The 12,384-nt window shown below is 61.6% G+C and carries 12 protein-coding genes and 1 tRNA gene; 10 read left to right on the forward strand and 3 right to left on the reverse strand.

Features of this window, described 5'->3' with window-relative positions; genetic code table 11:
• Window positions 1-31 precede the first annotated feature (31 nt).
• The 8 genes from infC (at window position 32) to LDO29_RS11145 (ending at window position 6,255) form a co-directional block, all read left to right on the forward strand.
• Window positions 32-553, forward strand: coding sequence for a translation initiation factor IF-3 (infC, locus tag LDO29_RS11110; RefSeq protein ID WP_224080044.1), 522 nt, complete (start codon window positions 32-34; stop codon window positions 551-553).
• Window positions 554-718: 165 nt separating this feature from the next.
• Window positions 719-916, forward strand: coding sequence for a 50S ribosomal protein L35 (gene rpmI, locus LDO29_RS11115; protein ID WP_011297448.1), 198 nt, complete (start codon window positions 719-721; stop codon window positions 914-916).
• A gap of 27 nt (window positions 917-943) precedes the next feature.
• Window positions 944-1,300 carry a 50S ribosomal protein L20 gene (gene rplT, locus LDO29_RS11120; RefSeq protein WP_008650487.1) on the forward strand — a complete coding sequence of 119 codons (357 nt, stop codon included), beginning with the start codon at window positions 944-946 and terminating at the stop codon, window positions 1,298-1,300.
• Window positions 1,301-1,518: 218 nt separating this feature from the next.
• On the forward strand, window positions 1,519-2,550 hold the full coding sequence (gene pheS / locus LDO29_RS11125; protein ID WP_211950268.1) for a phenylalanine--tRNA ligase subunit alpha: 1,032 nt from the start codon (window positions 1,519-1,521) through the stop codon (window positions 2,548-2,550).
• A gap of 66 nt (window positions 2,551-2,616) precedes the next feature.
• The gene (gene pheT, locus LDO29_RS11130) at window positions 2,617-5,064 is read left to right on the forward strand and encodes a phenylalanine--tRNA ligase subunit beta (RefSeq protein WP_224079836.1); all 2,448 of its coding nucleotides are present in this window, start codon (window positions 2,617-2,619) and stop codon (window positions 5,062-5,064) included.
• A gap of 88 nt (window positions 5,065-5,152) precedes the next feature.
• Window positions 5,153-5,569: an integration host factor subunit alpha gene (locus LDO29_RS11135; RefSeq protein WP_224079837.1), complete on the forward strand. Its 417-nt coding sequence runs from the start codon at window positions 5,153-5,155 to the stop codon at window positions 5,567-5,569.
• A 122-nt stretch (window positions 5,570-5,691) separates the two neighbouring features.
• Window positions 5,692-6,123, forward strand: coding sequence for a MerR family transcriptional regulator (locus LDO29_RS11140; RefSeq protein ID WP_224079838.1), 432 nt, complete (start codon window positions 5,692-5,694; stop codon window positions 6,121-6,123).
• A 55-nt stretch (window positions 6,124-6,178) separates the two neighbouring features.
• Window positions 6,179-6,255 (forward strand) — tRNA-Pro (locus LDO29_RS11145).
• Between the two features lie 83 nt (window positions 6,256-6,338).
• Here the strand turns inward: LDO29_RS11145 and LDO29_RS11150 are convergent.
• The 3 genes from LDO29_RS11150 to LDO29_RS11160 form a co-directional block, all read right to left on the reverse strand.
• On the reverse strand, window positions 6,339-7,469 hold the full coding sequence (locus LDO29_RS11150) for a tyrosine-type recombinase/integrase (protein ID WP_224079839.1): 1,131 nt from the start codon (window positions 7,467-7,469) through the stop codon (window positions 6,339-6,341).
• Window positions 7,466-7,720, reverse strand: coding sequence for a DUF4224 domain-containing protein (locus tag LDO29_RS11155; RefSeq protein WP_224079840.1), 255 nt, complete (start codon window positions 7,718-7,720; stop codon window positions 7,466-7,468). Before LDO29_RS11155 ends, LDO29_RS11150 begins: the two co-directional genes overlap by 4 nt.
• Window positions 7,721-8,748: 1,028 nt before the next feature.
• On the reverse strand, window positions 8,749-10,695 hold the full coding sequence (locus LDO29_RS11160; RefSeq protein WP_224079841.1) for an AAA family ATPase: 1,947 nt from the start codon (window positions 10,693-10,695) through the stop codon (window positions 8,749-8,751).
• Window positions 10,696-11,567: 872 nt separating this feature from the next.
• Here LDO29_RS11160 and tnpA point away from each other — a divergent pair.
• Together tnpA and tnpB are read left to right on the forward strand one after the other, a co-directional pair.
• Window positions 11,568-12,032, forward strand: a complete 465-nt coding sequence (gene tnpA / locus LDO29_RS11165) for an IS66-like element accessory protein TnpA (RefSeq protein WP_224079842.1) — start codon at window positions 11,568-11,570, stop codon at window positions 12,030-12,032.
• On the forward strand, window positions 12,032-12,382 hold the full coding sequence (tnpB, locus tag LDO29_RS11170; protein WP_224079843.1) for an IS66 family insertion sequence element accessory protein TnpB: 351 nt from the start codon (window positions 12,032-12,034) through the stop codon (window positions 12,380-12,382). Before tnpA ends, tnpB begins: the two co-directional genes overlap by 1 nt.
• Window positions 12,383-12,384 lie beyond the last annotated feature (2 nt).

Genomic DNA, 12,384 nt, shown 5'->3' on the forward strand with positions numbered 1-12,384 from the left:
TTGTTTTTTTGTCTTCTTGAGGTAACGCAACATCGCTACGGACAAAGGTCACCGCATCAACCGGGAGATCAGTGCGCCCGAACTGCGCCTGGTAGGGGTTGATAACGAGCAGCTTGGCATCGTCAAGTTCATGGACGCGCTTCGCCTGGCTGAAGATAAGGACTTGGACTTGGTGGAGATCGCCCCGAACGCGACTCCTCCTGTCGCCCGTATCATGGATTACGGGAAGTTCAAGTACGAGGAAGCCAAGCGCGCGCACGAGGCGAAGCTGAAGCAGAAGATCATCCAGGTCAAGGAAGTGAAATTCCGCCCTGGCACGGATGACGGCGACTACAACGTCAAGCTGCGCAACCTGAAGCGCTTCCTGGAAGACGGCGACAAGACCAAGATCACGCTGCGCTTCCGTGGCCGTGAGATGGCGCACCAGGAAATCGGCGCGCGCATGCTCGAACGCCTGAAGGCGGACCTGGATGAAATCGGCCAGGTCGAGCAGATGCCGAAGATGGAAGGGCGCCAGATGGTGATGGTGCTTGCTCCCAAGAAGAAGAAGTAATTTTTGTGCGATGCGGCGGCCGGGATGCTGATGCATTCCGGCGTCGTTTCGTGCAGAGGTAGCATGGGACCCTTGTGGAACCGTGCAACAACAAGTGGATGCGGGTCTTGCAAGCGTCGGCGTAAGCCGTCCACCTGCATGCATGTCATAGAGCTGGAGTTTTTCATGCCGAAGATGAAGACGAAGAAAAGCGCCTCCAAGCGCTTTACTGCCCGTCCGAACGGTTCGTTCAAGCGTGGCCAGGCCTTCAAGCGTCACATCCTGACCAAGAAGACCACCAAGAACAAGCGTCACCTGCGCGGTACTCAGGACGTCCATGAGACGAACCTGAAGTCGGTGCGGGCGATGATGCCTTACGCATAACCCTTACGAAAACGAAAGGAGAATTACATGCCTCGAGTCAAGCGTGGGGTCACTGCACGGGCCCGTCACAAGAAGGTTATCGACGCTGCCAAGGGTTACCGCGGCCGTCGCAATAATGTCTACCGCATCGCCAAGCAGGCGGTCATGCGTGCTGGCCAGTACGCGTACCGCGATCGCCGCAACAAGAAGCGCGTGTTCCGCGCTCTCTGGATTGCGCGTATCAACGCCGCGACGCGTGAGCATGGCATGACCTACAGCGTGTTCATGAACGGTCTGAAGAAGGCCTCGATTGAACTGGACCGCAAGGTGCTGTCGGACATGGCTATTCACGACAAGCCTGCCTTTGCCGCCATCGTCAACCAGGTGAAAGCCACCGTTGCCTGATGCCGGCTGCGGCAACCCGTAGGGGTTGCCGGGCAAGCACCGACCGCAAGGTCTGCTGAAACGGGGCTCTCACGGGGCCCCGTTTTCATTTTCGAATGCCGTTTCGGCGATTGCCCCACCATCATGCGCGGGCAGTGCCGAAACGCCATTCGAATCGAACCCCAACCTCCGCCGCGACAGATGTCGTGTCACGGCGCCAAGCTATTTCCACGACCGCCATGTCCCAGGATCTGGATCAAATCGTCGCCGACGCCCAGGCCGCTTTCGCCGCCGCCAACGACAACGCCACGCTGGAAAACGAGAAAGCCCGTTTCCTCGGCAAGACCGGCGCGCTGACCGAACTGCTCAAGGGCCTCGGCAAGCTCGACCCGGAAACGCGCAAGAGCGAAGGCGCGCGCATCAATCAGGTCAAGCAGCAGGTCGAAGCCGCGCTGACGGCGCGCCGCCAGGCCCTGGCCGACGCGCTGATGAATGCACGCCTGTCCGCCGAAGCCATTGACGTGACCCTGCCGGGCCGCGCTGTGAGCCGCGGCAGCCTGCACCCGGTCATGCGCACGTGGGAACGCGTGGAACAGATCTTCGGCTCGATCGGCTTTGACGTGGCGGACGGCCCCGAGATCGAAACCGACTGGATGAACTTCACCGCGCTGAACAACCCGGACAACCATCCGGCGCGTTCGATGCAGGACACGTTCTATATCGACGGCCGCGACAGCGACGACAAGCTCCTGCTGCTGCGCACGCACACCAGCCCGATGCAGGTGCGCTACGCGAAGATGCATGTCGAGAAGTATGCCGGCAAGCCGATGCCGCCGATCAAGGTGATCTGCCCAGGCCGCACGTACCGCGTCGACAGCGACGCCACGCACTCGCCGATGTTCAACCAGGTCGAAGGCCTGTGGATCGGCGAGGACGTGAGCTTTGCAGACCTGAAGGGCGTGTACACCGATTTCCTGCGCAAGTTCTTCGAGCGCGACGATATCCAGGTGCGTTTCCGCCCGTCGTACTTCCCGTTCACCGAGCCGTCGGCCGAGATCGACATGGCCTTTGGTAACGGCAAGTGGCTGGAGATTTCCGGCTCCGGCCAGGTGCACCCGAACGTGCTGCGCAACATGGGCCTGGACCCGGAGCGCTACATCGGCTTTGCGTTCGGCTCGGGCCTGGAGCGCCTGACGATGTTGCGCTATGGCATCAACGACCTGCGCCTGTTCTTCGAAGGCGACGTGCGCTTCCTGCGCCAGTTCGCCTGATGCGGCGCGGCCGCGCCCAGCCCATCGTCCCAGACATCACAGAATACTTACCGGATCAGAAGCGCCATGCAATTCTCGGAATCCTGGCTTCGCACCTTCGCCAACCCTGAAAAGATCTCCACCGACGCGCTGTCGCACAGCCTGACCATGGCCGGGCTCGAGGTGGAAGAGGTCGGCCCGGTCGCGCCGCCGTTCGACAAGGTGGTGGTCGCGCACGTGCTGTCGACCGAGCGCCATCCCAATGCTGACCGCCTCAACGTGTGCCAGGTCGATGCCGGCACCGGCGAGACGCTGCAGATCGTCTGTGGCGCGCCCAACGTCAAGCCCGGCATCAAGGTGCCGTGCGCGCTGGTCGGCGCTGTGCTGCCGCCGTCGGAGCCTGACGGCAAGCCGTTTGAAATCAAGGTCGGCAAGCTGCGCGGCGTGGAAAGCTACGGCATGCTGTGCTCCGCGCGCGAACTGAAGCTGTCGGAAGACCACGGCGGCCTGCTGGTGCTGCCGGAAGACGCGCCGGTCGGCCAGAACATCCGCCAATACCTGGACCTGGACGACCAGGTCTTCGTCATCAAGCTGACCCCGAACAAGGCCGACTGCCTGTCGATCCACGGCGTGGCGCGCGAAGTCGCGGCGCTGACGGGCGCGGCGCTGACGCTGCCGGACATGAAGCCGGTGGCCGTGACCATCGATGACAAGCTGCCGGTGAAGGTGTCCGCGCCCGACCTGTGCGGCCGCTTTTCGGGCCGCGTGATCCGCGGCGTGAACGCGCGTGCGGCCACGCCGGAATGGATGGTGCAGCGCCTGGAGCGCTCGGGCCAGCGCAGCATTTCGGCGATGGTGGATATCTCCAACTATGTCATGCTCGAACTGGGCCGTCCCTCGCACGTGTTCGACCTGGACAAGATCCACGGCGGGCTCGACGTGCGCTGGGGCCGCAAGGGCGAACAGCTCAAGCTGCTGAACGGCAATACTGTCGACGTGGACGAGCAGGTCGGCGTGATCGCGGACGACAAAGAGATCGAGAGCCTGGCCGGCATCATGGGCGGCGACAGCACCGCCGTGACGCTCGACACGACCAACATCTACCTCGAAGCCGCGTTCTGGTGGCCATCGGCCATCCAGGGCCGTGCGCGCCGCTACAACTTCTCGACCGATGCCGCGCATCGTTTCGAGCGCGGCGTGGACTATGCCACGACGGTCGAGCATATCGAGCGCATCACCGCGCTGATCCTTGAGATCTGCGGTGGCCAGGCTGGCCCCGTCGATGACCACGTCGTCAACCTGCCGCAGCGCAAACCGGTGAGCCTGCGCCTGTCGCGTGCCGAGCGCGTGCTTGGCATCGAGCTGTCGCCGGCTGCAGTGGCCGACGTATTCCAGCGCCTGCAGTTGCCGTTCACGCGTTCGCAAGGCGCCGAAGGCGAAGTGTTTGAAGTCACGCCGCCGAGCTACCGCTTCGACATCGAGATCGAGGAAGACCTGATCGAGGAAGTCGCGCGCATCTACGGCTTCGAGCGTATTCCCGCGCGTCCGCCCATCGCGGAAAGCGAAATGCGCCCGACCAACGAAGGCCGCCGCTCCACGCACGTGGTGCGCCACGCGGTCGCGGCGCGCGACTACCAGGAAGTCATCAACTTCGCCTTCGTCGAAGAGAAGTGGGAGCGCGACTTCGCCGCCAATGACAACCCCATCCGCTTGCTGAACCCCATCGCCAGCCAGCTCGCGGTGATGCGGTCCTCGCTGATCGGCGGGCTCGTCGACAAGGTGCGCTACAACCTGAACCGCAAGGCCGCGCGCGTGCGCCTGTTCGAAGTCGGCCGCGTCTTCCATCGCGATGCCGATGTGAAGGACGGCGGCCTGACGGTGGCCGGCTACCATCAGCCGATGATGGCTGCCGGCATTGCCTATGGTCCCGCATTCGAAGAGCAGTGGGGCATTGCCACGCGCAATGTCGACTTCTTCGACGTCAAGGGCGATGTGGAAGCGCTGTTCCACCCGCGCGTGGCTCGCTTCGAGCCGGTTGCGCATCCGGCCTTGCACCCGGGCCGCGCAGCGCGCGTGCTGGTCGACGGCAAGCCTGTCGGCGTGGTGGGCGAACTGCATCCGCGCTGGCTGCAGGAATATGAACTGACGCAGGCGCCAGTGCTGTTCGAACTCCAGCTCGATGCACTGCGTGAAACCGGTCTGCCCCGCTACACCGAGATCTCGAAATTCCCGGCAGCAGTGCGTGACCTCGCCGTGGTGGTGAAGCAGTCGGTACGCGTGCAGGACATGCTGGACACCATGCGCGCCGCGCTCGACAAGCAGGGCTACGGCCGCTTCTGCCAGAGCCTGGTGCTGTTCGACGAGTTCCGTCCGAAGGCTGCATCGGCCGCCATTGGCGCTGACGAGAAAAGCCTTGCGTTCCGGGTGACCTTGCAAGATACTGGGTCGACCCTGCAGGACGAGACCGTCGACAGCGCGGTGCGCTGCATGGTCGACGCACTGGGCGAAGCCTTCCAGGCCCGCCTTCGCGGCTGACCAACTGACCAGCATTACGCACACAAGACAGGGCGCCCGGGCAGTGCACCCGGGCGGATCGCCAGACAGAATTCCTTGAGCGATCGAAATGAAAGATCGAGACGCGAACTCCATGACCGCAGCAGCTTTGGGCGAGATGAGCGACCGGCAGGCTTCCTCCCGCGATGACTCCATGCCGGAAAACCGCGCCGCAGAGGTGCCGACGCTGACCAAGGCCGAACTTGCCGAGATGCTGTTCGACCAGGTGGGCCTGAACAAGCGCGAATCGAAAGACATGGTCGAAGCCTTCTTCGACGTCATTCGCGAAGCGTTGGAGCAGGGCGACAGCGTCAAGCTTTCCGGCTTCGGCAACTTCCAGTTGCGCGACAAGCCGCAGCGCCCCGGCCGTAATCCGAAGACTGGCGAAGTCATTCCCATCACCGCGCGCCGCGTGGTGACGTTCCACGCCAGCCAGAAGCTCAAGAGCCAGGTGGAAGAGCGCGCCGGCCTGAGCGTTCCGGGCTGACCGGAGGGCCCACCCGAACGTCGGATTGCTTGCTGCAGCGGGCGTCTGTATGCTTCAGGGCGCGCTGACCGGCGCGCCAACCCAAACCGGCCGGCATGGCCTGACGCCTGTCTACACCACTCATGTCGGACAAATCCAGCGAGCGCGTTGCGCTGCCGCCCATTCCTGCCAAGCGCTACTTCACCATCGGCGAGGTCAGCGAACTCTGCGCGGTCAAACCGCACGTACTGCGCTACTGGGAGCAGGAATTCACCCAGCTCAAGCCGGTCAAGCGCCGCGGCAACCGGCGCTATTACCAGCACCACGAAGTCCTGCTGATCCGGCGTATTCGCGAACTGCTGTACGAGCAGGGCTTCACGATCAACGGGGCGCGCAATCGTCTCGACGAAGGCCGGCACGCTCATCACCAGGCGACCGCGGAGCCTGAGGAATTGCCCGCACAAGCTGCGGCGGAAACCTCGGTGCCATCGGTGGACATCGCCAATCTGCGCAGCGAACTCGTAGAGGTGCAGCACCTGCTCGCGCAACTTCAGCAGATCGCGCGACGCGGATAAATTTCACCAGAACCGCTGGTCATCCGGGAAATGCTTCTGCTATAATCTTTTGCTTCGGGGCGTAGCGCAGCCTGGTAGCGTACCTGCATGGGGTGCAGGTGGTCGGAGGTTCAAATCCTCTCGCCCCGACCAGAATAAAGCCCGCACAATCAACCGGTTGTGCGGGCTTCGTCGTTTCTGGTCTCGGCGCATTCCCGACGAATATTAGAAGGTTTCTAATATTCGCCTGCTGGGAGTTGCAATCGCACCACCGAGACTGGCACCTTTCGCTGCTTGATGTACTTTGCGGTCGTCGCCAGGTTGGCGTGGGCGCCGACCACTTGCAGCGCGTCCATCTTGTAGCCTGCGGCTTCCGCGTCCGTGAGCGCTTTCGCGCGAATGTCCTTCACGACGTAGTCCATCTTTTCCAGTCCGGCTCGGACTAGGGCGCCGTCCCAGGCCTCGCGGCAGGCCGCAGCAGTCTTGGCCTTTCCATGGCTGTCAACGACTACAAGGTCATCCTGTGCGATTTGCGCACTGACGCCGCCTCTCAAGGTTTGGGCGCGGCGGAGTACCTCCGCTATCTCTGGCGTGATCGGGCAGTCCACTGCCTGGCCCGTACTTTTTTCCGTCTTGCTGGGCTTGAATCGGATCACCCCGGCCCGCTCGTCGATTTGCGACCAGCGGAGCTGTCGAATCTCGGTTGAACGTTGGCAGGTGAGGTAGCACAGGTCCACAAAGACTTGCATCTCCGGCCCCGTCGGGACCTTCGCCACCACCACTTTCACTTCGCCCCCTGGCAGGGTCTTTTCGTAGGTGTAGCTGGCGAGCGCCGCGCGGATCCGCAAGAAGTGCTCGTGCGGAATGTAGACGTCCCGTCCGCGCGGCTTCTTGACTACCACCTCGCGGCAGGGATTGACAGTCACGTGTCTGCGCTGAACCGCCCAGGTGAAGAACGGGGACAGCCAGGCCTTCATGGCCCGCTTCATCGCGGCCCTGTTTGCCCAGTTGTCCTCGAGAAAGTCCATGATCGCGGCCGTGTCGACTTGCTCGATGTCGAATGCGTGGAAGGCGGCACGCACATCTTCCCCGCGGCGCTTCCATTCCACGCGATACGATTCGGCGTACTTGCCTTCGTGCTTCTCGATATATTCGGCCACGAACCCGGGCATGTTGCCCTTGGTGTGCATGGCTTCGACTTTGCGCTTCTCCTGGGCCAGGCGTTCCAGCATGCGGGCCTCGCCGTCTTTGACTCGACCCAGCGGGATCCACTTGCCGTCGCCCTTGCGTACCCAGTAGTAACTGCCGTTTTTCGTATAGACGCGGACTGGCAGTCCGTCCGGCTTCTTGCGTCGTCGGCCTCTCATCGCGCTCTCCGGATGGGGGCGAGCGTGGGGCGCGGCGCGGCGGGCAGCGAGGCTACGGCACTCGCTTGGGCGACCCCCGCCCGGCTGGCTTGCAGGGCTTCGAAGGTCGCCCACAACAGGATGATGCGGCCGTCCGCGCGCTGAACCGGCTTGAATCCGAAACATCGCTGGAACCAGTCCAGTTGCGCACTGGGGCGTTTCTTGCCAGTCACGTCTTGAAGGTCCTTCTCGGTTAGAAGTCTGCTATCCATGCAGGTCTTTGAATCGGGTCTCGAATGCGTGAAATGGGCGGTCAAGATCTACGTATTATCGAGACAGCGAGTGATCGCTGAAATTCGGAAAAATGTGAGTCAATTTATACATTATTCCGGGCTGGCCGATTGCCGAATGCGATTCTGCACCAGAATGCAGGCAGGTGATATTCGGCTGGCTGTCAATGCGTTCAAGGCTAGCGTGGCACAGTGGTTCCTCACGTCAAGAATTTAAGGTCAGCATCGTTGCTCGCCGGGATCGCAGGGTGGTCTGTAGAAAATGCCGGGCGACTCAGGCGAGCTGCCGATGGGAGGGCAATATAAATGGCGCAAGGCAGAAATCGGTCGGGGCGCTCACCTAAATGTTGCTTGTGTCCGGTCGACAACAGTTTGAAAATAGGCGTTCAACCTTCCTGTTATCGGAAGGCGTTGTGATATATGGGCGCCACGGTCGTTATCGGGATGGCTGTGTGGGCGAATAATGTGAGGGGAAATTCCCGCGTGGCTCCGGCATTTGGGCCGTGTTTGGGGGGTAGAGAGGACTCGGACTTTGCGATACTGATTGGAGGCGATGTGTGTACCGAAAGTACGTACTTCCGTATTTTCGGTACACTTTATTCGACACACCTGATAATGGCTTCCCTGAAAATCGAGACCGAGCCCCTGTGGCATCGAGGCGGCATCGTAGCGCGTGATGTAGCAAAAAGAGTTGGATACCTCCTCTGGTGAGAGTGGGCCATTAACACCGATATCTGCGGTGATGGATCACGTCGTAAGCACATGGGCTGACGCCGACTCGCCGTCAAACCCAACTGGTGAATTATCTTTCCCAGAAGGGTTCTCCCGAACATTGCAGGAATTTCAAGGCTTCCGGTGCGAAAGGTAGCGGGCCGCCGCGACTGCGGCTTTCCATAGCGCGACGGCGGGCAAAAAGTATCCGCGAATCGTCTCACGGACGCCAAAGCAAAAACCTTCCACGAATTCACGCATCTGGGTTGCTCCCAAAGTAACGCAGTGTCGAAACGGATCTAGGTCGGAAGTTGGCCGCCCTCTGGGGCTTGCCACAGCGGCCTGAGGATTCTGGTGCGTGCCGCCGCGATGTCCATTTTGCAAACGACCCCCGTGCCGCCACCGGCGGAGCGGTCAAGCATGATGTCAACCGCGCCCCTGAGGATGGCCACGGCGTTGGCCACTGGCTCCGGTCCAATGAGGTCGGCGACGGCCGGTGCCGTCAGATTCGTGGCGAACCTGGCGGAGGACTCGGTGAGCCAGGATGAGACGAAGCGCGTCATCGTCTGGCGGTCAAAGGCAGGAAAGAGCAGCTTGTCAGTGAATCGTCCCCCGCGTAATGCCGCCGGATCGAGCAACTCCGGATGGTTCGTCGCAGCGATCCAGAGAATGTCCTTGATCTGACCGCCGGCGCCGTCCATCGCAGTCAGGAGGTGATTGCACAGCGATCTGTCAGCGGCATAGGCGCGGAGCCCGAGCAAATCATCCGCTTCATCCAAAAAAATGATGACCGGGCGGATATCTTTGGCGCGACGCAGCAATCGGTCGATGGCGTCCGGACTCGGCAGGCTGCCGCCGGTAGTCTGGAGCAGGGCCCAACCTGTGGTCTTCGCCAGTGCTTGAACTGCCTTGCTCTTCCCGGTGCCAGGCGCTCCCACAAGGAGCAAACCGCTGGGGACGGAACCACCAAGTGCCTCGATGCGGGCCGAGTTGACCATGCGACGGGCCAACCCTGTCAGATACGCGCACACACTAGGCGTTTGAATGAGTTTGTCCAGCATGACCGTCGATTCGGGCAAGGCATCGCCGAGCGTGCCTTGGACCGTTCGCAAAGCGGCGGTCCATTCGTCGAAGCTGTAGACGGCATTCGGCATGTCGCCATGTTGCTTGAGCATCCCAGCGCAGACTCTGGCCAGCCGCGCCGCGCTGAATCCTTCCCACCGCGCCGCGAGAATTTCTGCGGCGTCATAGTCGAACTCGGCATGGTCGAGTGCACCGGCGACCCGCGTCAGCATGATGGCAAGCCGGGCCTCCTTGTCTGGCGGCGGGACTTCTACCTTGTAGTCGAACCTCCCTTCGCGAATGCCCGCGGCATCGAGCTTGTTCAGATGGTTTGTCGCGGCGATCACGATCACGCCTTTGCCCCGTACATCGACGAGATTGGTTAGCAAGGCATTGGTGATCCGGGTCGACTCGCTATCCCCGTTCACAACGGAACTCCGATCGATCAAGGATGAATCGATCTCGTCGAAAAATAGGACGCAAGGGGCTTGCGCGATGGCCGAGGTGAAGACCTGCTGTAGTTGCGCCGTCGTTTCATTGACCCAGCGGCTGGCGACGTCGCCGATCGTGACGGGCAGGAAGGGCAATCCAATCTGGCCAGCCAGGGCCTCTGCGATCATTGTCTTGCCGGTGCCTGGCTCGCCATGCAGCAGGATGCCGTTCATGGGACTACGCTTTCCGGGGTGTGCGTGACAAATCTCTTGGGCGATCGACAGGAGTTCGACCTTCAGCTTGCTCATGCCCAAGACGTCGTCAAAGGTCTTGCTCGCTCGGCGAGCCGGATAAGTGGGCCACTGTGCAGGCCCAGTATCATGGGCGTCGGTCAAATCCTTTGGGCCCTGGAGCGCCTTTTGAGTCGAAGTTTCATCATTCAGTAGACCTTGCCCGGCTGCCAGCCAGACCGCAACGGCGGCGCCGAAGAGCAGCCCCACGACAACGGCATCCAGGTTGCGATTCACGACGGCTGCAGTCGCCAGTAGCAATGACGCAACAATGGAAGCCCAGAAGCGCTCTCCCATTGCGCTCATACCGAGGTCGAAGACGACGATGACCGATGCGGCGATAGCCAGCACCGCGAGCACGGTAAAGCGCGTTGTGTTGGGCAGAGGTTGGTAAGCTGCAGCGACGGCTGCTGCGGTTGCTGTGACCAGCAGTGCTGTTTGGATTTTTGCTAGCGTAGCCATAGTGATCGACCGCGTAATTGGTAGGTGGCGAACCACCCTGTGGGCTTGCGGACCAAAAGATCCGACGGGGGGCGGTCAGAAGCGCGACCGAGTGGCCTCGCGTCATCGGATCGACCCCGGGCAATGATTAGTAAGGATTCCGGGGGTGAGGTCGGAGACATCGCTCCCTTGCTTGGGTTTGACGGCAATCAGGCTGGCTCGTCGCCTTCTCCATAGGGGAGGTCGTCGGAGGCGTGGCGGTCAATGACAAAGAGCGGTAGATGGCGATGGCCAACAACAATATGCTCAGCATCAAGAAGCCGAACGCGCGGTCTCTTGCGTCAGTCATGAGAGGTCGTCTCCGGGGAATGACGCAGAGCGAAGAGAGAGGCGGGCCGCATCTGCCACCAGATGAGGCAGGACATGATCGGCCAGACCAACCAACGCGGCCCGAGTTCTGCGCACCAGGCCTCGATTTCGCAGCGGCGTTGGTATGCTGCGTCGATCGCCGGTAGGGGGCGGGTTGGATCTCGCCGCTGCTGGTCCTTAACGAAACGTAGATACTTCTTTTCGCGGCCATCGCCTCGACCGCGCAGCATGGCTGGCACGCTCCGACGGTCATGGCACGCGTGGTCGGCCATCTGCAGGCTGGTGCCATGCATCGGTGTCCGGGGAGGATCTGCAAGTCGCATCGCATATTCCTGTTGGAGAGGTGTATGCCGACTGTGACAGTTCTCGCCGCCAGCGCAACAATTTGATCCGCTGCCATGTCCAGCACCTGCCAGGTCTGTCTGGGTCAGGCGGTAATGACGTAAGCGCTCAATTGACGACGTCTGGTATTGAGGGCTGGCCTTTGGCAGGCTAGCGTCCGCAAAGACTTTGCGGACGCAAACATGATCCAAGACGAGATTGACCTATTTCCGCTGCAGGCGGTGCGAGTCCGCTCCAATGGGAAGCGCGACTACGAGCCAGCGGTCAAGCGGCGTCTGATTGAGTTTTGTCTTCAATCGGGAGCATCGGTTTCGGGCACGGCTCTCAAGGCTGGCATCAACGCTAACCAGTTGCGCAAATGGATTCGGGAGTACCGAGATTCAGCACAGGCGCGAGGTCCGTTGCCGGCATTCGTGCCGGTCGTCCAGGAGGTTCTAGATTCCCGGCCGATCGAGGAAGTTGCAAAGGTCGTGGTGCCTCGCCGCGAAGCGGCCTCAGCGACTGTCGATTCGCCACCGCTGCGAGCGCTACCGCTGGCACTCTTCAGCGCGAAGCTACCCAACGGGGTATCACTCGAGTTCGAATGCGACGAGCGACACGTTGGGCTCGTAACGGCAATGATCGAGGCACTGAGTGGAGGCCATTGATGTTCCGCCTCGACGCTGGGCTGCGGGTCTATCTGCATCGCGACGCTGTGGACTTCCGTAAGAACATCAACGGTCTGGCACTGCTGGTCGAGCAGACGCTCGGGCTGGATCCGTTTGCATCTGCTGTATTTGTGTTCCGCAACCAGCGGGCCGATCGCATCAAGATTCTGGGGTGGGATCGCAACGGCTTCTGGCTACTGTTGAAGCGATTGGAGGCGGACCGGTTTGCCTGGCCACGCGAGGCGGTTGTGGCTACGCTGACGGTCGAACAGTTGCACTGGCTGCTCGAGGGAATCGACATCGAGGCGATGCGCCGGCACCCGCACCGAGAATACCATCGCGCTGCGTGAAC

Source organism: Cupriavidus laharis, assembly GCF_914271435.1.
Taxonomy (GTDB): Bacteria; Pseudomonadota; Gammaproteobacteria; order Burkholderiales; family Burkholderiaceae; genus Cupriavidus; species Cupriavidus laharis.